Source organism: Streptomyces platensis (genome assembly GCF_008704855.1).
In the GTDB taxonomy this organism is placed as follows: domain Bacteria; phylum Actinomycetota; class Actinomycetes; order Streptomycetales; family Streptomycetaceae; genus Streptomyces; species Streptomyces platensis.
On sequence record NZ_CP023691.1, the window covers coordinates 4,535,237 to 4,557,131 of the forward strand.

Below are 21,895 nucleotides of genomic sequence, written 5' to 3' on the forward strand. Positions count from 1 at the left end.
CCCTGTGCCGGGAGCCCCCCCCGCACGCACCCCGCCGCTCCCTACAGCCGTGGTTCGAAGCGGGCGAGGGCGCGGAGGACGCGTGGGGCGAAGCGGGAGAGCAGGTGGGCGCCGCGGGCTTCGGGGGTGACCGGTACCACCGCTTGGTTGCGGACGACCGCGCGCAGGATGGCGTCGGCGACCTTCTCCGGCGGGTAGTTGCGCAGCCCGTACAGCCGCGCGGCCCTGGCCTGGCGGCGCTTCTCCTCGTCGGCCGAGACTCCGGTGAAGCGGGCGGTGCTGGTGATGCCGGTGTTGACCAGTCCGGGGCAGATGGCCGAGACGCCGATGCCCTGACCTGCCAGCTCGGCGCGCAGACACTCGCTGAGCATCAGGACCGCCGCCTTGGAGGTGCTGTACGCGGGCAGCAGCTTCGACGGCTGGAAGGCGGCTGCCGAGGCGGTGTTGACGATATGGCCGCCCTGGCCGCGGTCCGCCATCCGCCGGCCGAAGATCCGGCAGCCGTGGATGACGCCCCACAGATTGACGTCCAGGACCTTCTTCCAGTCCTCGGTCCCGGTCTGGAGAAAGGAGCCGGACAGGCCGATCCCGGCGTTGTTCACCAGCACATCGACGGTGCCGTACTCCGCATGCACCTTGTCGGCGAGCTTCTCCATCGCCGTCTCGTCGGAGACGTCGACGACCTCCGCCCAGGCCTGTGGTGCACCGATCAGCCGGGACATCTCGGCGGTCCGGGCCGCGCCCTCGGCGTCCCGGTCGACGGCGATGACCCGCGCGCCGGCCTCTGCGAAGGCGAACGCCGTCGCCCGGCCGATGCCGCCGGCCGCGCCGGTCACCAGCACCAGCTGCCCGCCGAACCGGTCGGCGTAGGCGCCGTTCGCCACGACCTGCCGCGCCGGATCGCCTTCCTCCTTGGCGGTGATGAACTCGCCGATCCAGGAGACGAGCTGGTCGGGGCGGGTGCGGGGCACCCAGTGTTTGGCCGGGAGGGTGCGGCGTACCAGGTGCGGCGCCCACTGCTCCAGATCGTCGTACAGCCGCGGCGAGAGGAAGGCGTCGCCGGTGGGGGTGATGAGCTGGACCGGGCAGTGCGCATAGGCGTCGGCGCGCGGGCGGCGGAGCCGGGGGAGCACATTGTCGCGGTAGAGCCAGGCGCCATGGGCCGCGTCGGTGGGCAGCGAAGCGGTCGGGTAGTCACCACCCGGCACCTTCTCCACCCGCTGGAGGATCTTCGGCCAGCGCTTGCCGAGTGGTCCCTTCCACGCCAGCTCGGGCAGCACGGGGGTGTGCAGCATGTAGACGTACCAGGACTTGGCACTCTGGTTGAGGAGCTGGGCGGCGCGCCGGGGGGTGGGGCGCACCGTCCGCTTCTTGATCCAGTGGCCGAAGTGGTCCAGGGACGGGCCCGACATGGAGGTGAAGGTCGCGATCCGGCCCTCCGTACGCCGCACCGTGGCGAACTCCCAGCCCTGCACCGAGCCCCAGTCATGACCGACCAGATGGACCGGGTGGTCGGGGCTGACGGCGTCGGCGACGGCCAGGAAGTCGTCCGTCAGCTTCTCCAGGGTGAAGCCGCCCCGCAGCGGTTGCGGGGCGGTGGACCGGCCGCAGCCCCGGACGTCGTAGAGCACCACATGGAAGCGGTCGGCCAGACCGCGGGCGACCTCGGACCACACCTCTTTGCTGTCCGGGTAGCCGTGCACCAGCAGCACTGTGGGCTGCGCCGGATCGCCCAGCTCGGCGACGCACAGCTCGATGCCACCGGTCCGCACCCAGCGCTCCCGCGCCCCGGCAAGCCCCGCAGCGGCCCCGGCCCCGGCCTCAGCCTCAGCCTCAGCCGAGGTCCCGGCCCCGGCCCCGGACATCGCTCCGGGCCCCGGCTGCTGCCCCCGCCCCGAGCCCCGCCTGCTCCCCGGACCCCGGCCCTTCCCTGTCCCCCGGCCGTTCCCCGCTCCCCATCCACGTCCCGTGTTCACGCGGCCTTCTCCTCCTGCCGGCGCCGCACATGCGGCAGATCGTCGTCCAGCCAAAAAGCGCTTTCCTGCGGGTCCTTGGAGTCCGTGACGACCAGGATCTCCTCGAACTTCGCCCCCGTTCCCCGGAAGCCGAGGTGGGGCTCGACCGCCCACAGTCCGGGCTGCGGCGGATGGTCGGAGAAGCGGTACGGGCTCCACAGCGGGGACCAGCCGTCGCGGTGGCCGTGCAGTGCGTCGGAGGCCAGGCCCCTGAGGGACCGGGTGCCGAACCCGAAGAGCGTGGGAGACCAGCGGCGCTGCCGGACCCGGTCGACCTTGTGCGCGATGACGCCGAAGGGGTAGGCACGGTGGCGGTTGGCATAGCCCTGCCGCACCATCAGCCGGTCGACATCCGCATAGATCTCCCGCAGCGGGCGTCGTTCGCGCACCTCGCGCAGGATCAGCTCCCGGTGCGCTTCGAGGTCGGCGAGCAACCGGTCGTGCACGGGGTTGAGGCCCAGACAGCCCGAGTATCCGATATCGGCCGTGTAGCCGTTGTGGATGGGGGCCATGTCGAGGATGAAGGCCATCCCGGGCTCCAGCTCACGGTGGGTGGGGAAGAACTGGAGCGGCACCCGGAAGTTGACGAACGCGGTGCGGTCGCCGAACCAGGCGAAGGGCAGATGGAACCAGTCCCGTACGCCGCGCTCGCGCAGCCACTCGCGCTGCATCCGTGCCGCCGCGCGCTCGGTCACTCCGGGCTTGAGCTGGGCGGCCACGGCTTCCGCACAGGCATAGGCGAGTCGCTGGACCTCTCTGAACCCCCTTAGCCCGGCGGTGAGTTCTCCGGCTGCTCCTGGTGGGGTCGCTGAGGTGACTGAGGCCATCGCCAACCGTCCGTCCGTGAGACGTCCATCGCGGTACGTGCCCGTAACTTGACACTGATGAATGTGACAATGACCGGCGGCTGCGTCAAGAGGGTCGCATATTTGCACCGGCAGCCCTGAGGCCGGGGCAGCTCACAGCAGGAGACCCCTACGGGCACGTAATACCGCAGGGGGAGGCGCATCCCATCGTTTGGGTTGACGACCGGTGTGGCGGCTGCCACTACCGTCGATGACGTGACTGTGATCGTGACCGAAAGCCTGAGCAAGCGGTTCCCGCGGGTGACCGCCTTGGACCGGCTCTCCGTTGACATCGCCCCCGGCGTGACGGGCCTGGTGGGTGCCAACGGTGCCGGAAAGTCCACCCTGATCAAGATCCTCCTCGGGCTGGCCCCGGCGACCGAAGGGACGGCGCATGTCCTCGGCCTGGACGTGACCACGGACGGCGGCGCCATCCGTGAGCGGGTCGGCTACATGCCCGAGCACGACTGCCTGCCGCCGGATGTCTCGGCGACGGAGTTCGTCGTGCACATGGCCCGGATGTCCGGGCTGCCGCCGACCGCCGCCCGCGAGCGCACCGCGGACACCCTGCGCCATGTCGGCCTCTACGAGGAGCGCTACCGCCCCATCGGCGGCTACTCGACCGGCATGAAGCAGCGGGTGAAACTGGCCCAGGCGCTGGTCCACGACCCGCAGCTGGTGTTCCTCGACGAGCCCACCAACGGCCTCGACCCGGCCGGTCGGGACGAGATGCTCGGCCTGATCCGGCGCGTCCACAGCGACTTCGGGATCTCCGTCCTGGTGACCTCCCACCTCCTCGGCGAGCTGGAGCGCACCTGTGACCATGTCGTCGTCATCGACGGCGGCAAACTCCTGCGGTCCTCCTCGACCGATGAGTTCACGCAGGTCACCGCCTCGCTGGCGGTCGAGGTCACGGACACCGACGCCCATCCCGACGGCACCGAGGCGCTGCGTGCGGCCCTGGTCGCGGCCGGCGCCGCGGTGACCGCCCGCCCGGCCGGTTCCGAGGGCCTCGCCGCCTCCGGCCACCTCCTGTATGTCGAGGCGGCCGGCGAGGAGACGTACGACCTGGTGCGGGACACCGTCGCCGGACTCGGGCTCGGCCTGATCCGGATGGAACAGCGCCGCCACCAGATCGCCGAGGTCTTCCGCGACGCGGATGCGGCGCAGGCCGTCACCGCCACCGCAGGCGCCCCGGGCGCCCCGTATGCCACCCAGGACGGAGGCGTCCACGATGTCGCCTGAGCCCATGACGTCCGCGCACCCGGCGTCCCCCTCCGGCGCACCGGGCGACGCCTATATCCACAACATCGGCTACCGCCACTACGACGGCCCCCGCCTGGGCCGCGCCTACGCCCGCCGGTCGCTCTTCTCGCAGAGCCTGCGCGGCTCCTACGGTCTGGGCCGTTCGGCCAAGAGCAAAGTGCTGCCGCTGCTGCTCCTGGTCGCGATGTGCCTGCCCGCCGCGATCATGGTGGCGGTGACGGTGGTCACCAAGGCCCAGGCCCTCCCGGTCGGCTACTCCCGCTATGCCGTCTTCCTCCAGGCCGTCATCGGCCTGTATCTGGCCGCGCAGGCCCCGCAGTCGGTCTCCCGCGATCTGCGGTTCAAGTCCATACCGCTGTATTTCTCCCGGCCCATCGAGCGGGTCGACTACGTGGCCTCGAAGTTCGCGGCCATGGCCGCCGCCCTGTTCATCCTCACCGGCCTACCGCTGCTGATCCTCTACGTCGGGGCGCTGCTGGCGAAGCTGGACTTCCTCGACCAGACCAAGGGCCTGGCGCAAGGGCTGGTCGCCGTGGTGCTGCTCTCGCTGCTGTTCGCCGGGATCGGCCTGGTCGTCTCGGCGGTCACGCCGCGCCGCGGCTTCGGTGTCGCCGCAGTGATCGCCGTCCTCACCATCCCGTACGGCGCGGTGAGCGCGGTCCAGGGCATCGCCTTCGTCCAGGGCCATGAGTCCGCCGTCGGCTGGCTGGGGCTGTTCTCCCCCATCACGCTGATCGACGGGGTGCAGTCGACGTTCCTCGGCGGCAGCAGCTCCTTCCCCAACGGCCTGGCCCCGACCACCGGCGCCGGTTTCGTCTATCTCCTGGTGACGCTGGCCGTCATCGTCGGCTGCTACGCCCTCCTGATGCGCCGCTACCGAAAGGCCGGCCTGTGACCTCCCACCCGTCACCCACCACCGCCCTTCCCAGGGATGGGCTGCGCCCATGCGCTTTCTGTCTGTCACCCACCACCGCCCTTCCCAGGGATGGGCTGCGCCCCTGCGCCTTCCGTCTGTCGCCCGCCACCACCCTCCGAAGGAATGGGCCGCGCCCATGACGACTCTGCACATCGACCGTGTCTCCCGCTGGTTCGGCAATGTCGTTGCCGTCAACGACATCAGCATGACCATCGGCCCCGGCGTGACCGGCCTGCTCGGCCCCAACGGCGCCGGCAAGTCCACCCTCATCAACATGATGGGCGGCTTCCTCGCGCCCTCCAACGGCTCCGTCACCCTGGACGGGACGACGATCTGGCGCAACGCCGGCATCTACCGCCACATCGGCATCGTCCCGGAGCGCGAGGCGATGTATGACTTCCTCACCGGGCGCGAATTCGTGCTCGCCAACGCCGAGTTGCACGGCCTCGGGCGGAAAGAGGCGGCCAGGGCGCTGGCCACCGTCGAGATGGAGTACGCCCAGGACCGCAAGATCTCGACGTACAGCAAGGGCATGCGGCAGCGGGTGAAGATGGCGTCCGCGCTGGTCCACGACCCGTCGGTGCTGCTGCTGGACGAGCCGTTCAACGGGATGGACCCCCGCCAGCGGATGCAGCTGATGGAGCTGCTGCGGCGGATGGGCGACGAGGGCCGTACGGTCCTGTTCTCCTCGCACATCCTCGAAGAGGTCGAGCAACTCGCCGCGCACATCGAGGTGGTGGTGGCCGGACGGCATGCCGCGTCCGGAGACTTCCGCAAGATCCGCCGGCTGATGACCGACCGCCCGCACCGCTATCTCGTCCGGTCCGACAACGACCGGGCACTGGCCGGCGCGCTGATCGCCGACCCTTCGACGGCCGGCATCGAGGTGGACCTCACCGAAGGCGCGCTGCGCATCCAGGCGATCGACTTCGGCCGGTTCACCGAACTCCTGCCGAGGGTCGCCCGCGACCACGGCATCCGCCTTCTGACGGTCTCGCCCTCCGACGAGTCGCTGGAATCCGTCTTCTCCTACCTCGTAGCGGCCTGAGGCCTGAAAGGAGCCCTGACGCATGTCCACGACCACTCCGGCGGCCCGGACCGCACCCCCCGGTGCCCCCAAGGTCACCCTGTTCCACCCGACCGTCGCCCGGCTCACCTACCGCGCCCTGCTCGGCCGGCGGCGGGCCCTGATCCTCTTCGCGCTGCCCGCCCTGCTGGTGCTGCTCGCGGTGGCCGTCCGTGTGCTGGCCGGTGCCGACGATGCCACCGCCGGCGGCATCCTGGGCGGCTTCGCGCTGGGCACGATGGTGCCGCTGATCGGCGTCATCGCCGGTACGGGCGCGATCGGCCCGGAGATCGACGACGGCTCGGTGGTCTATCTGCTGGCCAAGCCGGTGCCCCGGCCGACGATCATCTTCACCAAACTGCTGGTCGCGATAGGCGTCACGGTCGCCTTCTCCGCCCTCCCCGTCCTGCTCGCCGGCTTCCTCCTCAACGGCAACAGCCAGCAGATGGCCGTGGGATACGCGGTGGCGGCGGCCGTCGCCTCGGTCGCTTACAGCGCCCTCTTCCTGCTCTTCGGCACGATCACCCGGCATGCCGTCGTGTTCGGCCTGGTCTATGCCCTGATCTGGGAGGCGTTCGTGGGGACGCTCATCCCGGGCGCGAAGACCCTCAGCATCCAGCAGTGGGCGCTGGCGGTCGGACAGAAGGCAGCCGCGGAGGGTGCGCTCGTCTCCGATGTCAAACTGCCGCTCGCCCTCTGCCTGCTGGTGGGGCTCACGGGCGTCGCCACCTGGTATGCCAGCCGTCGTCTGAAGGCGCTCACCTTGGCGGGCGAGGAGTAAGGACGTCCGGGGGACGGGGCAGGTCCCCGCCCCCGCCGCTCCCGCCACACCCGGCGGCTTCCGCTGCTACCGGCGCCGCGCTGCCGCTTCGTTGAACTCCCGCACGTTGCGCAGATGCTTCCGGTAGTCGGCGGTGAAGCGGGTGTCGTTCGGTTTGACGGTGACGAAGTAGAGCCAGTCGCCGGCGGGCGGCGCGCCGGCCGCCTTCAGCGCGTCCGCACCGGGATTGTCGATCGGCGTCGGCGGCAGGCCCTGGTAGCGGTAGGTGTTGTACGGGCTCTTGGTCCTGGTGTCGGCATGGCTGGTGTGGAGTGTGCTGCGGCCCAGCGCGTAGTTGATCGTCGAGTCCATCTGCAGCGGCATATGGTGCGCGAGCCGGTTGTCGATGACCCGGGCGACCCTGCCCATATCGGCCGGCCGGTCCGCCTCGGCCTGCACGATGCTGGCGATGAGGACCGTCCGGTAGGAGCGGACGCCGTCGGCGGCGAGGCGCTCCTTGGCGGTTTTCACCATGTAGGTGAGCAAGGACGCCGGGGTGGTGTCCGAGCTGATCGGATAGGTCGCCGGGAAGAGGTAGCCCTCCGGATTGCCCTTCGCCTCGGCCGGCAGCGGCAGATGCGCGCGCTTGGCCGCCTTCGCGGTGGACCCGGCGGGCACGTGCAGGGCCTTGTCGGCGGCGGCGTAGATCTGGGTGGCCCGCTGCCCTTCCGGGACGGTCAGCGTCCGCTCGGGCTGCCCGCGCAGCAAGCGCGGCAGCAGCAGAACGGCCAGCACGACCAGCACGGCCAGGACACACAGCAGGGCAACAAGAAGGAGCCGGCCGGTGCGGGAGAGCCGCGGTCCTGGCCGGCGAACGGTGTGCGGAACATCGCTCATGGGGAGCACGGTAGGCGACACCGCCGGACGCGGGGGCGGCCGCCGCCGGATCGTTGCCCGCCGCGAAGATCCTTCACCACCTCGCCATGCCGCCGCCACCTGCGACGTTGCCGTGCCCACCCGCCGTAGGCAGCGCCCGGCGGCCCCCCCCCGCCCGGCGCCCCCGGCCCAGCACTCGCCCCGTCCGTCAGCCGATCCGGCGATCTCGGCCCGCGCCCAGGCCCAGCAGAGCGAGGCCGCCGCAGACGGCGAGGAGGAGGGCGAGGGGGATGGTCCAGCCGTTGGTGGCCTGGTGGACGGCGCCGAGGGCCAGGGGGCCGGCGGCGGCCAGGAGGTAGCCGCCGGTCTGGGCCATGCCGGAGAGGCGGGCGGCGGTGTGGGCGTCGCCCGAGCGCAGGACCATCATCGTCAGGGCCAGGCCCAGCGCGCCGCCCTGCCCGATGCCGAGGAGCGCGGCCCACAGCCACGCCCCGGCCACCGGTGCCACCAGCAGACCCGTGACGCCGCAGGCCATCAGCGCGGACACCGCCACCCCCAGCAGCCGCTGCTGCCGCATCCGCCCCGCCAGCATCGGCACCACGAACGAACCGACCATCTGCACCAGCGTGCTGAAGGCGAAGACCAGGCCCGCCTCGCCCTTGCCCATGCCGTGATCGGTGAAGATCGTCGGCATCCAGGCGATGCTCACATACGCGATCAGCGACTGCGAGCCCATGAACAGCGTGACCTGCCAGGCCAGCGGCGAGCGGCTCAGCCGCGGCCCGTCCCCGGCGAGGGGCGCGGGGGTGGCCGCGGCCGCGCCATGGCGGGTGCCGCGCCGGGTCATCAGCGTCTGCGGGATCCAGACGACCGCGGCGACGGCGGCCAGCAGCGCCCAGGAGACCAGTGCGCCCTGCCAGCTGCCGAGCGCGTTCTCCATCGGCACCGCGGAGGCGGCGGAGACGGTCGCTCCCAGGATCATCGCGGTCGAGTACAGCGCGGTCATACCCGCGGCCCGCTCCGGGAAGTCCCGCTTGATCAGGCCCGGCATCAGCACATTCAGCAGGGCTATGGAGCCGCCGACCACCGCACACCCGGCGAACAGCGCGACCACCGGCGGAGCGATCCGCAGCACGATGCCGCCGCACAGCGCCACCAGCGCCCCGCAGAGCGCCGTCTCGGTCCCCCAGCGCCGTGCCAGTTTCGGCGCGACGATCGAGCCGAGGCCCATGAAGATCAGCGGGATGGTCGTCACCAGGCTGCTGGCGGTCGCGGTCAGCCGGTAGTGCGCGCCGATCTCGCCGAGCAGCGGTGAGACCCCGGCCAGCGCCGTGCGCATATTGAGCGCGGCCAGCACGATCCCGGCCATGACCAGCACCGGATGGGCCCGCAGCCGGCGCCGGGCCGTGGCGACCGGCGGTGCCGGGACCAGATCCTCCTCGGCGTCGATCAAGGGTGCTTCGGACCTGGGCCCTGCCATACGCGCATACCTCGTCATGTGTCGGGATCCGGACGGTGGATCGGAAGAAGGAAGAAGGAAGGAGAAAGAAGGAAAGTGAAAGAAGGGGCGTTGGGAGAGGGAGGAAAGGGCCGGGGCTGAAGAGAGGGAAGGGCGACGGCCTCAGTGGTCGGCCAGCAGGGCCTCCACGGCCCGCTTCGGCTTGTCCAGCAGGGCGCGGGTCGCGCGCTCCGCCGCTTCCGGGTCGCCGGCCGCGATGGCGTCCAGGACAGCGCGGTGATCGCCGTGCACGATCCTCGGCATCGCCTGGTCGTCGAGCGCGCTGACCAGGGCTTCCCGTACCGAGCTGCTGAACCAGCCGTACGTCGCCGTCAGCGCGGTGTTGTGCGCGGCTTCGACGACGGCCTTGTGGAAGGCGACGTCATGATCGGCGTAGAGCTCCAGATCGCCCGAGTCGGGCACTCCCTCCGCGTCCGCCAGGTCGGCCACGGCGTCCAGCGCGGCCCGCATCCGGTCCAGGTCCTCGGGCCGGTGGCGCAGCGCGGCCAGCCGGGCGGCCTCCGCCTCCAGCGCGATCCGCAGCTCCAGTACGTCGCGGATCCCGGCCCGCTGGATGCCGCGCATGATGTCGCCCGGGTCCGTGGTGGAGACGACGAAGGTGCCCTCGCCCTGACGTGAGCGCAGCATCCCGGCGTGGACGAGGACCCGTACCGCCTCGCGCACGGTGTTCCGGCCGACCTGGAGCTGCTCGGCGAGCGCGTGCTCGGTGGGGATCCGGGCCCCCACCTTCCACTCACCGGCCGTCAGCTGGGACCGCAGGGCGTCGACGACGGTGTCCACCAGGGACTGCCGTCCTGCTGCCTGAAGTGCCATTTCCATCCCGTCCGCGCCGATGAACCAGTAGGTGCCGTAGGGCCAGGAGGGCCAGTCGGGCCCCTAGGACCCGTAGGCCCCCTGGGACCCCTAAGGCTTCTAGGACCCTGACCGGTAGGTCCGGCCCCCGCCCCGGGCCAGTTGCCCAGTCATCCTACAACTGATCGATTCATCGTACACGGATGCGGTCACGGATACGGCCACGGCCACGGGCAGGGGCGGCCCGGGCTCGCCCCTGCCCCCTGTCCCCGGCACTCTCACCCCACCCGCAACCCAACCCTCACCCCACCCTCACACCCCGATATCCCGCTCCTGGATGTCCGCCAGGGATTCGCGCCGTACGAGAAGGCGGGCATGGCCTCCCGTGACGGCGATGACCGGTGGGCGGCCGACGAGGTTGTAGCCGGAGGCCATCGAGAGGTGGTACGCGCCGGCGACGGGGACGGCCAGCAGGTCGCCGGGGCGGATGTCGCCGGGGAGTGGGGCATCGGGGGCGAGGACATCGCCGGCCTCGCAGTGCCGCCCGACGACGGTCACGGGTTCCGGCGCGGCCGCCGAGGCGCGGCCGACCAGCCGTGGCGCGTAGCGCACCCCGTACAGCGCGGGCCGCGGGTTGTCGCTCATCCCGCCGTCCACCGCTACGAAGGTGCGGGCGCCGGTCCGTTTGACGGACAGCACCCGGTAGAGGACGACCCCGGCCGGGCCCGCGATGGCGCGGCCCGGTTCGACGGCGAGCCGGGGTACCGGCAGCCCGGCCGCCGCGCAGCCGCGGGCGAGTTCGGCGCGGATCCTGGCGCCGAGGGCGCCGGGGTCGAGTGCGGGCTCGCCGGGGCGGTAGGCGACGCCATGGCCGCCGCCGAGGTCCAGTTCGGGCAGCGTCCTGCCGTGGTGCTCCCGGATGCGGGCCAGCAGGCCGATCAGCCGTCGTACCGCCGACAGATAGGGCTTGACGGTGGTGATCTGCGAGCCCAAGTGGCAGTGCAGGCCCGTCAGTTCGAGGCGTGGCTGGCTGAGCACCCGGGCGATGGCGTGCTGTGCGGAGCCGTCGGCGATCGACAGGCCGAACTTCTGGTCGTCGGTCCCGGTGCGGATCTTGGCGTGGCCGCCGGCCGCGATCCCGGGCACGACCCGGATCAGTACCTTCTGACGGCTGCCCGCCGGGACCGCGGCGGCCAGCCGGGCGATCTCCGAGGTGCTGTCGATGACGATCCGGCCGACGCCCAGCCGCAGGGCGGCCCGCAGGTCGGCCGGGCTCTTGGCGTTGCCGTGCAGCACGATCCGCTCGGGCGGAAAGCCGGTGGTGACGGCCAGTTCCAGCTCGCCGGCGGAGCAGACGTCCAGCCCCAGGCCCTCCTCCTGCACCCAGTGCACCATCGCGCGGCACAGGAAGGCCTTGGCCGCGTAGTAGACCTCGGCGTCGGGGAAGGCCCGTAGGTAGGCGCGGCAGCGGTCGCGTACTTCGTCCTCGTCCAGGACGTAGGCGGGGGTGCCGAAGCGGTCGGCCAGTTCGGTGAGCGGGACACCGCCGACGGCGAGGTCGTCATGGCCGACCCGTGCGGTGGACGCGGGCCAGATGGAGCGCGGCTCGCTGCCGGACGGGGGCCGGGCGGCGGTGCGGGGCGGGGGCGCTACGGCGGTGGCCGGCGGCGGAGGGCCGGCCTCGTGGCCGGTCGGCGGCAGGGTGCTGTGACTCATCGCGGTCACCCCTCCCTCAGGCGGCCCGTAGGTGACGGCCACGGGGTACCTCGGGGACGTATCGGGGATCGACCGTCAGGGCCGTAGCACCTACGGGTTCGGCCAGTGCCCTTAGCGCGGGCTCGGAGAGCCTGACCCAGGGCTGGCCGCCGCCGAGGGCCGCGGCCAGCCGCTGGGGAGAGGTGAAGGCGACGGCGGTACGGCCGCCGAGCGGAGTGCGGAACAGGCGGGCCGTGCAGCCCGCGGGGCCCGACCGGACGGGGACGAACAGCGGTCCGGCCGGGACGCGATCGGCAGGCTCGGGATCTTCCGCGTACAGATGGTGGGACACGGCGTTGCTCCTCGGACGGAACTCGGCCCCGGACCGGTGGGAAACGCGTACGCCGGGGCTCGGCTCTGACGCTATGCCCGGTGAATGGGACGCTCCGCCGGTCGCTGACGCGTCATTGACGGGTTGCGGCCGCTACTTGACGCGATGCTGCCGCCCGGTGGCCGATTGTGCGGCGGCGGTGACTCCGGGCATCCGGTCACCGGCCACCCCACCGCCCCCCACCGGCATCCGGCCTCCGCTGCCCGGCACGGGCCGGGCCGGCACGGGCCGGGACCGCTGTCCGCCCGCCCGGTGGCCCCGTCCGCCACCCGGTCCATCGTCCGTGGACCGCCGCGCTTGACCTTGACACTGTGGAAAGCACTCCACTGGAAGGCGTCATGTTCACCATCGGAGACTTCGCCCAGTACGGCCGTGTGTCGGCCCGCATGCTGCGTCACTACGACGCGATCGGGCTGCTGCGCCCGGCCCGTACCGACCCCGTCAGCGGCTACCGCTTCTACGAGGCGGCCCAGCTCGCCCGGCTCAACCGCATCATCGCGCTCAAGGACCTCGGATTCAGCCTCCAGCAGATGGGGGCGATCCTGGCCGAGGAGGTGAGCGTGCCGGAGCTGCGCGGCATGCTGCGGCTGCGGCGGGCGGAGCTGGAGGCGGCGCGGACGGCGGCGGAGGCGCGGCTGGCGCAGGTCGAGGCGAGGCTCCGGACGATCGAGAGTGAGGGACGCATGTCTGCCGACGATGTGGTGGTCAAGCGCACCGGAACGGTACTGCTCGCGGAGCTGAGCGGGACCGCCGCCGGTTACGGGCCGGAGGACATCGGCCCGGTGATCACGCCGCTCTACGCCGAGCTGTGCCGGCTGCTGGAGACCGCGGGGGTGACGCCGGCGGGGCCGGGGCTGGCGTACTACGAGGACGTACCGGAGCCGAACGGCGGGAGCGGACGCCCGGCCGAGGGGAGCGAGGGAAAGGACGCCATCGTCGTGCACGCGGGGATGGTGATCACCGAGGAGGCGCTGGCGAAGGCGGCGACGGCCGGCGCTGCCTCCGGCCGCCCGGCCGCCGATACCTCCGGCCGCCCCGGGACCCCCACCGCCACCGGCCTCGGCTTCGACGTCGTCACCCTCCCCGGCCTGGACAGCGCCGCCACGGTGGTGCACCGCGGCCCGATGAGCCGGATTCTGCCGACCGCCCAGAATCTTGCGCACTGGATCGACGCCAACGGCTATCGCTCCGCCGGATACGCCCGCGAGCTGTATCTGGAGTGCCCGCCGGACCAGGAGAAGTGGGTCACCGAAATCCAGGAGCCGGTGGTCAGGGCCTGAGGCGTCCGGCCGCCGCCGCCCCGCCCAGACCGGCCGTGACCGTCTCCGCGAAGGCCACCGCCGCCGGGCTCAGCGCCGCCCACCGGCGGACCGCCCAGCCGGTCGCCAGCGGGGGCAGGCCGGCGATCGGGATCAGCCGCAGGGCAGGCCGGGCGGTGGCCTGAAGGCCGGGCAGCTGCGGTACGACCGCGTGGCCGACGCCGAGTTCGGCCAGCAGCAGGGCGGTGTCCCAGTCGGCGACGCTGGTGGTGCTCGGCGGCGGCACGGGGCCGGTGTCCTGGTGGCCGAGGTGGCCGTCGAGGCGCATCCGGGAGGTGGAGTTCTCCGGCAGCCTTATGTGCCGGATGCCGGCCAGCTCGCCGGGCTCGATGCACTCCCGGTCGGCCAGCGGGTCGTCGGCGGGTACGGCGAGCACCCACGGCAGGCGGACCACCGGATGCTGCTCGATACCGCGTACCGGTGGGCCGATGGTGATCCAGGCCAGTTCGGAGCTGCCGTCCGCGACCGCCTCGAAGCAGCGGCGGCTGGAACTCTCGGTCTGGAACTCCAGGTTGACGTGCGGATGGCGGGCGCGGAAGGCGACCACCGCACCGGCCATGAAGTGCCGCACGGTCGTGGCGCCGGTGGTCACCCGGACCGTGCCGCCGTCGCCCGCGCGCAGATCGGCCAGCCGCCGCAGCGCCAGATCCAGTCCGCTGAGGCCGTCGGCGGCCGCGCGGTGCAGGATCCGGCCCGCCTGGGTCGGCGCCACACCGCGTGGCCGGCGTTCCAACAGGCCGATGCCCGCCGCCCGTTCGACGCGCTTGATGCGCTGGCTGACGGCCGACTGGGTGCAGCCGAGATCGCGGGCGACGGCGCTGAGATTGCCCGACGCACACGGCCACGAAAGCGCGCAGGTCATCGAGGGTCACCGGCCCACGGTAGCGCCAACCCAAGCCATTGCTAAGGGATGTGAAAGGAGATCAGAGGATTGACTTGGGTGTGAGGGCGCGGCGAAGATCGCCGCAGGGCCCAGGGCGGCAACCCGGAACCGCGTACGGCCGTACGGTTCCGGGTGCCGACCCGTATGCCCGGCGTCTACTCCGCCCGGCTCCGAGCCGCCCCTGACCCGGCTCCGAGCCGTCCCCCGAGCCGGCCCCGATCCGTACCCCGGACCCGGCTCCGCCGCCCGTCCGCCTCCGGCCGGTGACCCCGGACGACGGCCAGCACCAGCACTCCGCCGGCCGACGCCACCGCCCCCGAGATCAGCAGGACGTCGGTCAGTCCGGCGACATGGGCGGCGGCCACGGCCGTACGGGAGGCCCCGGGCCGGAGACCGTGCAGCGCGTCGGCGAAGACGGTGCCGAGGGCCGCGATGCCCAGGGCGTAGCCCAGCTGCCGGAAGGTGTTCACGGCACCGCTCGCCATCCCCGCCCGCTGCGGGGGCGCCGCGCCGAGCGCCGCCGAGACCAGGACCGGCATCGCCGCCCCGATGCCCAGCCCGCTCACCGCGAGGCCGGGGACGAGCGCCGCCCAGCCGGCCCCGTCGTCCAGCAGGGCGTACTCCAGCAGTGCCCCGGCGCCCACCAGCAACAGGCCGACACCGAGCGGGAGTTGGGGTGCCACCCGCTGTAGTGGACGGCCGCCCAGCGCACCCACCAGCAGGGACATCAGCGCCATCGGCGTCACCGCCAGTCCCGCCTGCACGGGGCTCAGGCCGAGGATGTTCTGCACCCACAGCCCCACGAAGGTGAGATACGGAAACGCCGCGGCCTGAAGCAGCAGCGCCGCCGCCATCAGCGCCGCGAACGACGGGCGGCGCAGCAGCCCCAGGTCCAGCAGCGGCCGCTGCACCCGCCGTTCGATGACGAGGAACACCAGCAGGGCGAGCGCCGCGCCGCCGAGTGCGGCGAGCGTCCCGGACTCCGTCCAGCCCTCCTCGCCGCCGCGGATCAGCCCGTACGTCAGCGCGCCCGCGCAGGCCGTGAAGGACGCGGCGCCCGGCCAGTCGATCCGGGCGGCGGGGTCGCCGTGCGACTCGGGCACCCGGCGTACCGTGATCCACACCGCGACGGCGGTCAGCGGCAGATTGACCAGGAAGATGGCCCGCCAGTCCACATACTCGGTGAGCAGGCCGCCCAGTACGGGGCCGATCGCGGCCGCGGCGCCGCTGGTGCCGCCCCAGACGCCGAACGCCACGCCCCGGTCCCGGCCCTGGTAAGCGGCCATCAGCAGCGGGGTGTTGGTGGCGAACATCGCCGCCGCGCCCACCCCCTGCACGGCGCGGGCCGCGACCAGCACGCCCGCGTCCGGGGCCAGCCCGCAGACCAGCGAGGCGAGCGCGAACAGCGTCAGCCCGGCGACATACAGCCGCCGCCGCCCGTAGCGGTCCGCGGCCGAGCCCGCCAGCATCAGCAGCGCGGCCAGCGCCAGCGCATAGATGTCCATCACCCACTGGAGCGAGGTGAAGGTGGCGCCCAGGCCGTCGGCTATCCGGGGCAGCGCGGTGTTCACGATCGTCACATCGACCAGCAGCAGGAAGTTGCCGAGGGTGATGGCGGCCAGCGGCCACCACTTCCCGGCCGGTCCCCCGCCCGGCTCCCCGCCCGCGTCCGGCGCCCGGCCGCTCGCCGCGGTCCCCCTCTCGGGCGTGCTCCGCATGTTCTTTCCTCCGTTCGTATCGGCCGGTACCGGCGCGCCCGGTGCCGCCCGAAGGTCCGGCCCGGCCCGCCGGTTCGCCGGCCGGTGTCCCGTATTGCCGACGCCACGGTGCGGGCGGCGCCGTCCGCGCTCCCAGCCACCGCACGCCCGGCGGCGCAATCCGACACGGGTTAGCCTCGAACGGTGAAATCCGACGGGAAGCCCGGGGCGGCGGACCGGGGGAGCGGCACCGGGGCGGTCCCCGGCGGCCCCACCGGTTTCGACGACCTCGACCACCGGCTGATCCATGCGCTTCAGCTCGACGGGCGGGCGCCGTTCAGCCGGATCGCCGCCGTGCTCGGGGTCTCCGACCAGACCGTCGCCCGGCGCTACACCCGGCACCGCACCCGCGGCGCGCTCAAGGTGCTGGGGCTGCCCGGCGCCCAGGCGGTCGGCGAGGTGCAGTGGCTGGTGCGGGTCCAGTGCGCACCGGACGCCGCGGTCGCCGTCGCCGAGGCGCTGGCCCGCCGCCCGGACACCTCCTGGGTCAGCCTGATGTCCGGCGGCACCGAGATCACCGCGATGTGCCGGGCACCGGACAGTGACCACAGCGATGTGCTGCTGCTCCAGAAGCTGCCGCGCACCCCGAGCGTCATCGGGGTGACCGCACACTGCCGGCTGCACCAGTTCTTCGGCGGCCCCCAGGGCCTGATCAACAAGTCCGGGGCGCTGACCGGCGAGCAGATCGCCCGGCTGAGCCCGCCGCCGCCCGACCCGGCCGCCGCCCCCGTCACGCTCACCGACGCCGACCGCCGGCTCTTCGACGCCCTCGCCCGGGACGGCCGCACCCCCCTGGCCGAACTCGCCACCGCCACCGGCTGGTCGCCCACCACGGTCCGCCGCCGCCTCACCGAACTGCGGGCCACCGGCGCCCTGTATTACGACGTCGACTACGACCTGGCGCAGTTCGGGTACGGCGTGATGGTGGCCCTCTGGCTGTCCGTCGAGCCCGCCCGCCTCGCCGCCGCCGGCGAGGCGATGGCGGCTCACCCGGAAGTCGGCTACGCCTGCGCCACCACCGGCCCGCACAACCTCTTCGCCTCGGTGCTCTGCCGCGACGTGGGCGCCGTCTACCGCTATCTGACGACCCGGGTGGCGGCGCTGCCCGGCGTACGGGCCATGGAGAGCGCGCCCCGCATCCGGCACCTCAAGGGGCCGGGACCGCTGTTCTCCGCCGCCCCGGGGCGCCGCCGGTGAGGCCGCCGGCCGAGCCGCCGCGCCGCGGCCGTCGCCCGTCCCCTGCCAACCCCCTGACCTGGGCGAAGGACTGGGTAGGCAGCAGCCCCGGCACTCATATCTGGCTGCTGGTCATCGGCATCACCAGCCTGGTCATCGCCGCCGCCTCCGAGGGGCTGGGGCAGTTCCTGGTCCACCGCACCAGCAGCAATATCCACGAGCTGAATGAGCATCCGCTGCCGTCGCTGCTGATCAGCGGCTTCTGGATCGAGCGTCCCGAGTCGTTTCTGCTCTATGCGGTGATGTTCGAGCTGCTGCACGCCAACGTGGAGCGCTGGACGGGGACCGCCCGCTGGCTGCTGACCGTCGGTGGCGCGCATATCGCGGCCACCCTCGCCAGCCAGGAGCTGGTCCTGCTGGCCATCGAGGGGCACCGGCTGCCGCGGTCGATGACCCATGTCGTGGACATCGGGGTCTCGTACGGGCTGGCGGCGGCCGCCGGGGTGCTGACGTACCGGCTGCGGCCGCCCTGGCGCTACGGCTACCTCGCCGGGGTGCTGGTCTTCTTCGGCATTCCGCTGCTGACCGGCGCGACCTTCACCGACTTCGGCCATGCCATCGCGCTGGCCATGGGTTTCGCGGCCTGGCCGCTGACCCCGGCGGCTGCCGAGGAGCCGCCGCCGGAGGACGGGACGGGCCCCGCGGACCGGGCCGCCGGGCCGCCGCCGGAGCAGCGGCCGGAAAGCCCTCAGGAGAGGTAGAGCCGCTCCAGCACCACCGCGACGCCGTCGTCCTCGTGGGAGGCGGTGAACTCGTCCGCGACGGCCTTCAGTTCGTCATGGGCGTTGGCCATCGCCACCCCGTGCGCGGCCCAGCCGAACATCGGGATGTCGTTGGGCATGTCACCGAAGGCGATGGTGTCCTTGGCGGTGAGGCCCAGCCGGCGGGCGGCCAGGGACAGTCCGGTGGCCTTCGACAGGCCCAGCGGCAGCAGTTCGACGATGCCCTCGCCGGCCACCGTCACCCCGACCAGATCCCCGGCGACCTGACGCGCGGCCAGGGCCAGCGCATCGTCGTCCAGGGTCGGGTGCTGGATGTAGACCTTGTTGATCGGGGCCGTCCACAGGTCGGCGGGATCGTCCATCAGGACGTTCGGCAGCGGGCCTTCCTGGACGCGGTAGCCGGGGCCGACCAGCACCTCGCCCGCCAGGCCGTCCCGGCTGGCCGCCAGGTACAGCGGGCCGACCTCGGCCTCGATCTTGGCCAGCGCGAGACCGGCGAGCTGCCGGTCGAGCGTCACCGACGTCAGCAGCCGGTGTTCCCCGGCGTGGTAGACCTGACCGCCCTGCCCGCACACCGCGAGGCCCTGGTAGTCCAGGGCGTCGAGGATGTGCCGGGTCCAGGGCACGGCCCGGCCGGTGACGACGATATGGGCCGCGCCCGCCGCGGTGGCCGCGGCGAGCGCCCGGCGGGTGCGCTCGGAGACGGTCTCATCGGCGCGCAGCAGCGTCCCGTCGAGATCCGTCGCGATGAGCTTGTACGGCAGCGGGGCGCCCGCGGCCGGGACGGGTGCGCTCACTTGGCGACGGGCTCCAGGATCTCCCGGCCGCCCAGGTAGGGGCGGAGCACCTCGGGGACGCGCACGGAACCGTCCGCCTGCTGGTGGTTCTCGAAGAGCGCCACGATGGTGCGCGGGATCGCGCAGAGCGTGCCGTTCAGCGTCGCCAGCGGCGAGACCTTCTGCTTGCCGTCGACGTTCTCCCGCATCCGGACCGAGAGGCGGCGCGCCTGGAACTCGTCGCAGTTCGACGCCGAGGTCAGCTCGCGGTACTTGCCCTGGGTGGGGATCCACGCCTCGCAGTCGAACTTGCGGGAGGCGGAGGCGCCGAGGTCACCGGTGGCGACATCGATGACCTGGAAGGGCAGCTCCAGGCCGGTCAGCCACTGCTTCTCCCAGTCCAGCAGCCGCTGGTGCTCGGCCTGGGCGTCCTCCGGCGCGACGTAGGAGAACATCTCGACCTTGTCGAACTGGTGGACCCGGAAGATGCCGCGGGTGTCCTTGCCGTAGGTGCCGGCCTCGCGGCGGAAGCACGGCGAGAAACCGGCGTAGCGCAGCGGCAGCTTGGCGGCGTCCACGATCTCGTCCATGTGGTACGCGGCGAGCGGGACCTCGGAGGTGCCGACCAGGTAGTAGTCGTCCTTCTCCAGGTGGTAGACGTTCTCCGCGGCCTGGCCGAGGAAGCCGGTGCCCTCCATGGCGCGCGGGCGCACCAGGGCGGGGGTCAGCATCGGCGTGAAACCGGCCGCGGTGGCCTGTGCGATGGCGGCGTTGACCAGCGCGAGCTCCAGCAGCGCGCCGACACCCGTGAGGTAGTAGAAGCGGGAGCCGGAGACCTTGGCGCCGCGCTCGACGTCGATGGCGCCGAGCAGCTCGCCGATCTCCAGGTGGTCCTTGGGCTCGAAGCCCTCGGCGGTGAAGTCCCGGATCGTGCCGTGCGTCTCCAGGACCCGGAAGTCCTCCTCGCCGCCGACCGGAACGTCGGGGTGGACGAGGTTGCCGAGCTTCCGCAGCAGCGCCTGCGTCTCTTCCTTGGCCTCGTCCTGGGCGGCGTCGGCAGCCTTGACGGCGGCGGACAGCTCACCGGCCCTCTTCAGCAGCTCGGCCTTCTCGTCGCCGGCGGCCTTGGGGATGAGCTTGCCGAGCGACTTCTGCTCGGCACGCAGCTCGTCGAAGCGGACGCTGGACGACCTGCGCCGCTCGTCGGCGGAGAGAAGCGCGTCGACGAGCTCGACGTCCTCTCCACGGGCGCGCTGGGACGCGCGCACACGGTCGGGGTCCTCACGGAGCAGGCGAAGGTCAATCACCCCCCAGGCTACCGGGGCCGCGCCCCGCCACTCCACGCCATATTCCCCGGCATACCAGTTTGTCCGTTTTGGGGTTGTTTATTCCCTTAGGGGTGGGGCACGAAAGGCGGTGTGGAATTCCGGTGCATTCCGTGCCGCGGGGGTGGTCGGCGCAACCCCCGCGCCCGGTCCGTTGCGACTCCTTCACGGCGTCCGTAACGGGGTTTTCGCGGCATCCGCGACGATGATCCACTGTGTGGACAACGGGAGTTGAGCGGGCGCTCGGGCGGGGTGCGGACCCTGGGTTATCCCCCGTGAACCGCCGGTTGTCCACAGGGGGCGGGGCTTTCGGGATTCTTATCCACAGGCTGTGTGTGAGATCTGTGGAAGTCGGAGGTGGTCATTCCGCTCCCGAAATGCTCGGCTATGGATTCCCTGTCCAAACGCTGTTCACGCACTCTTTCGTGTGGGATTGCCTCGCCCTAAAGGATTGATCAGGTGAATTGTGCTGACGGTGTCCGAGGTGGGGTGCTGTGGAACGGTGTGCGGTCAGTAGGGCGATATGTCGACTGTGTCCGACTCCCGTGTCGACTTACCCACAGGTCGAGAACTGGCCCTGTGGATAACTTTGTGGATAACCCGGAGGTCTTCCAAACCCGCAGGTCGTGCTCTTCCGCAGCGCCCGCCGACCTGGCCGTGAAGCCCGGGGCAGCGCCCGCCGGCCCGGTCGTGAAGCCCGGTCTGCGGCTCAGCTCCGCCCGTCCATGCAGCGCGTCAGCCAGTCCGACGCGTCGGTGAACGCCGTGTCGGTCATCTCCGGCCGCACGCTCGCCGGCACCTCGTCCGCCCGGGGATACGAGCCGAGGAACCGCACCTCCCGGCAGACCCGCTTGAGGCCCATCAGCACCTCGCTGACCCGCCGGTCGGTGATGTGCCCCTCGCAGTCCACGGAGAAGCAGTAGCGGCCGATGCCCTCGCCGGTCGGCCGGGACTCGATGCGCATCATGTTCACCCCGCGCACCGCGTACTCCTGAAGCAGTTCGAGCAGCGCACCGGGGTGGTCGGCGCGCAGCCACAGCACCACCGAGGTCTTGTCCGCGCCGGTGGGCGCGGCGGGCCGGGCCGGGCGGCCCACCAGCACGAAGCGGGTGGCCGCGTTCTGCGCGTCATGGATGTCGGTGACCAGCGGCGTCAGGCCGTACGTCGCCGCCGCGAACTCGCCCGCGAACGCGCCGTCGTAGCGGCCCTCCTGCACCAGCCGCGCGCCGTCGGCGTTCGAGGCCGCCGACTCCCATACGGCTTCCGGGAGTTGCGCCGCCAGCCACTTGCGCACCTGCGGCTGGGCGACCGGGTGCCCGGTCACCGTCTTCACGTCGCCGAGCGCCGTACCGGGGCGCACCAGCAGGGCGAAGGCGATCGGCAGCAGCACCTCGCGGTAGATCATCAACTGCTCGCCGGAGGCCAGTTCGTCGAGGGTGGTGGTCACCCCGCCCTCGACGGAGTTCTCGATCGGCACCAGAGCCGCGGCGGCCTCACCGGCCCGCACCGCGTCCAGGGCGGCCGGCACCGAGACCATCGGCGTCAGCTCACGCGTCGCCGCCTCGGGCAGGGTGCGCAGCGCGGCCTCCGTGAACGTGCCCTCGGGACCCAGATAGGTATAGCGGCTGGCCGACATGGATAAGGACTCCCTCGCGTAACTGCGGGGGCACCCCGCCGATCTTCTCCCTGTCCTGCCACGATACCCAGCCGCTCCGGCGCCCGGCCGGTACACGGGA

At 72.2% G+C, this 21,895-nt stretch carries 18 protein-coding genes and 1 pseudogene; 7 read left to right on the plus strand and 12 right to left on the minus strand.

Annotation, left to right across the window (positions count from 1 at the left end):
* Nucleotides 1-41: 41 nt before the first annotated feature.
* Both CP981_RS20055 and CP981_RS20060 read right to left on the minus strand, forming a co-directional pair.
* Nucleotides 42-1,865 (minus strand): SDR family oxidoreductase, encoded by a 1,824-nt coding sequence (locus CP981_RS20055; RefSeq protein WP_280116713.1) that lies wholly within the window; start codon nt 1,863-1,865, stop codon nt 42-44.
* Nucleotides 1,866-1,972: 107 nt separating this feature from the next.
* A complete protein-coding gene (locus CP981_RS20060) occupies nt 1,973-2,842 on the minus strand; it encodes a M24 family metallopeptidase (protein ID WP_085924598.1) in 870 nt (289 codons plus the stop codon).
* 207 nt (nt 2,843-3,049) lie between these two features.
* Here CP981_RS20060 and CP981_RS20065 point away from each other — a divergent pair, with 207 nt between their 5' ends.
* From CP981_RS20065 to CP981_RS20080, 4 genes are all read left to right on the plus strand, one after another.
* Nucleotides 3,050-4,105 (plus strand): ABC transporter ATP-binding protein, encoded by a 1,056-nt coding sequence (locus CP981_RS20065; RefSeq protein ID WP_085924599.1) that lies wholly within the window; start codon nt 3,050-3,052, stop codon nt 4,103-4,105.
* A gap of 4 nt (nt 4,106-4,109) precedes the next feature.
* Nucleotides 4,110-5,021, plus strand: a complete 912-nt coding sequence (locus CP981_RS20070) for an ABC transporter permease subunit (RefSeq protein ID WP_085924600.1) — start codon at nt 4,110-4,112, stop codon at nt 5,019-5,021.
* A gap of 157 nt (nt 5,022-5,178) precedes the next feature.
* A complete protein-coding gene (locus tag CP981_RS20075; protein ID WP_085924601.1) occupies nt 5,179-6,090 on the plus strand; it encodes an ABC transporter ATP-binding protein in 912 nt (303 codons plus the stop codon).
* A gap of 79 nt (nt 6,091-6,169) precedes the next feature.
* Nucleotides 6,170-6,889 (plus strand): ABC transporter permease subunit, encoded by a 720-nt coding sequence (locus CP981_RS20080; protein WP_085924679.1) that lies wholly within the window; start codon nt 6,170-6,172, stop codon nt 6,887-6,889.
* A gap of 66 nt (nt 6,890-6,955) precedes the next feature.
* On the opposite strand, the gene mltG is transcribed toward CP981_RS20080, so the two are convergent.
* From mltG to CP981_RS20110, 5 genes are all read right to left on the minus strand, one after another.
* A complete protein-coding gene (mltG, locus tag CP981_RS20085) occupies nt 6,956-7,765 on the minus strand; it encodes an endolytic transglycosylase MltG (protein WP_085924602.1) in 810 nt (269 codons plus the stop codon).
* A 187-nt stretch (nt 7,766-7,952) separates the two neighbouring features.
* Nucleotides 7,953-9,224: a CynX/NimT family MFS transporter gene (locus CP981_RS20090; RefSeq protein ID WP_085924603.1), complete on the minus strand. Its 1,272-nt coding sequence runs from the start codon at nt 9,222-9,224 to the stop codon at nt 7,953-7,955.
* Between the two features lie 141 nt (nt 9,225-9,365).
* Entirely contained in the window at nt 9,366-10,076 is a 711-nt protein-coding gene (locus CP981_RS20095; protein WP_085924604.1) for a FadR/GntR family transcriptional regulator, read from the minus strand.
* Between the two features lie 291 nt (nt 10,077-10,367).
* Entirely contained in the window at nt 10,368-11,771 is a 1,404-nt protein-coding gene (gene lysA / locus CP981_RS20105; RefSeq protein WP_244329711.1) for a diaminopimelate decarboxylase, read from the minus strand.
* Nucleotides 11,772-11,787: 16 nt separating this feature from the next.
* Nucleotides 11,788-12,102 (minus strand): SAV_915 family protein, encoded by a 315-nt coding sequence (locus CP981_RS20110; protein ID WP_085924605.1) that lies wholly within the window; start codon nt 12,100-12,102, stop codon nt 11,788-11,790.
* A gap of 377 nt (nt 12,103-12,479) precedes the next feature.
* Here CP981_RS20110 and CP981_RS20115 point away from each other — a divergent pair, with 377 nt between their 5' ends.
* On the plus strand, nt 12,480-13,421 hold the full coding sequence (locus CP981_RS20115) for a MerR family transcriptional regulator (protein ID WP_085924606.1): 942 nt from the start codon (nt 12,480-12,482) through the stop codon (nt 13,419-13,421).
* Here CP981_RS20115 and CP981_RS20120 read toward each other — a convergent pair.
* Both CP981_RS20120 and CP981_RS20125 read right to left on the minus strand, forming a co-directional pair.
* Nucleotides 13,411-14,332 (minus strand): annotated as a pseudogene (locus CP981_RS20120) (LysR family transcriptional regulator). The gene CP981_RS20115 and the pseudogene CP981_RS20120 sit on opposite strands and share 11 nt — an antisense overlap.
* A gap of 166 nt (nt 14,333-14,498) precedes the next feature.
* Nucleotides 14,499-16,061 carry an MFS transporter gene (locus tag CP981_RS20125; RefSeq protein WP_244329712.1) on the minus strand — a complete coding sequence of 521 codons (1,563 nt, stop codon included), beginning with the start codon at nt 16,059-16,061 and terminating at the stop codon, nt 14,499-14,501.
* 183 nt (nt 16,062-16,244) lie between these two features.
* Here CP981_RS20125 and CP981_RS20130 point away from each other — a divergent pair, with 183 nt between their 5' ends.
* Complete coding sequence (locus CP981_RS20130; RefSeq protein WP_085924607.1) at nt 16,245-17,297, plus strand: Lrp/AsnC family transcriptional regulator; 1,053 nt, start codon at nt 16,245-16,247, stop codon at nt 17,295-17,297.
* The gene (locus CP981_RS20135; RefSeq protein ID WP_425282143.1) at nt 17,294-18,037 is read left to right on the plus strand and encodes a rhomboid-like protein; all 744 of its coding nucleotides are present in this window, start codon (nt 17,294-17,296) and stop codon (nt 18,035-18,037) included. The genes CP981_RS20130 and CP981_RS20135 overlap by 4 nt, the downstream gene beginning before the upstream one ends.
* Here the strand turns inward: CP981_RS20135 and CP981_RS20140 are convergent.
* The 3 genes from CP981_RS20140 to pheA all read right to left on the minus strand — a co-directional run bounded on the left by CP981_RS20140 (nt 18,025) and on the right by pheA (nt 21,795).
* On the minus strand, nt 18,025-18,855 hold the full coding sequence (locus CP981_RS20140; RefSeq protein ID WP_085924608.1) for an HAD family hydrolase: 831 nt from the start codon (nt 18,853-18,855) through the stop codon (nt 18,025-18,027). The genes CP981_RS20135 and CP981_RS20140 overlap by 13 nt on opposite strands.
* On the minus strand, nt 18,852-20,141 hold the full coding sequence (gene serS / locus CP981_RS20145) for a serine--tRNA ligase (RefSeq protein WP_085924609.1): 1,290 nt from the start codon (nt 20,139-20,141) through the stop codon (nt 18,852-18,854). The genes CP981_RS20140 and serS overlap by 4 nt, the downstream gene beginning before the upstream one ends.
* A gap of 727 nt (nt 20,142-20,868) precedes the next feature.
* Nucleotides 20,869-21,795 (minus strand): prephenate dehydratase, encoded by a 927-nt coding sequence (gene pheA / locus CP981_RS20150; protein WP_085924610.1) that lies wholly within the window; start codon nt 21,793-21,795, stop codon nt 20,869-20,871.
* Nucleotides 21,796-21,895: the final 100 nt, after the last annotated feature.

Coding starts and splice junctions, on each gene's coding strand:
- CP981_RS20115 (WP_085924606.1), top strand. CDS start 12,480: ATGTTCACCATCGGAGACTTCGCCCAGTACGGCCGTGTGTCGGCCCGC.
- CP981_RS20075 (WP_085924601.1), top strand. CDS start 5,179: ATGACGACTCTGCACATCGACCGTGTCTCCCGCTGGTTCGGCAATGTC.
- pheA (WP_085924610.1), bottom strand. CDS start 21,795: ATGTCGGCCAGCCGCTATACCTATCTGGGTCCCGAGGGCACGTTCACG.
- CP981_RS20125 (WP_244329712.1), bottom strand. CDS start 16,061: ATGCGGAGCACGCCCGAGAGGGGGACCGCGGCGAGCGGCCGGGCGCCG.
- CP981_RS20070 (WP_085924600.1), top strand. CDS start 4,110: ATGACGTCCGCGCACCCGGCGTCCCCCTCCGGCGCACCGGGCGACGCC.
- lysA (WP_244329711.1), bottom strand. CDS start 11,771: ATGAGTCACAGCACCCTGCCGCCGACCGGCCACGAGGCCGGCCCTCCG.
- mltG (WP_085924602.1), bottom strand. CDS start 7,765: ATGAGCGATGTTCCGCACACCGTTCGCCGGCCAGGACCGCGGCTCTCC.
- CP981_RS20090 (WP_085924603.1), bottom strand. CDS start 9,224: ATGGCAGGGCCCAGGTCCGAAGCACCCTTGATCGACGCCGAGGAGGAT.
- CP981_RS20095 (WP_085924604.1), bottom strand. CDS start 10,076: ATGGCACTTCAGGCAGCAGGACGGCAGTCCCTGGTGGACACCGTCGTC.
- CP981_RS20060 (WP_085924598.1), bottom strand. CDS start 2,842: ATGGCCTCAGTCACCTCAGCGACCCCACCAGGAGCAGCCGGAGAACTC.
- CP981_RS20055 (WP_280116713.1), bottom strand. CDS start 1,865: ATGTCCGGGGCCGGGGCCGGGACCTCGGCTGAGGCTGAGGCTGAGGCC.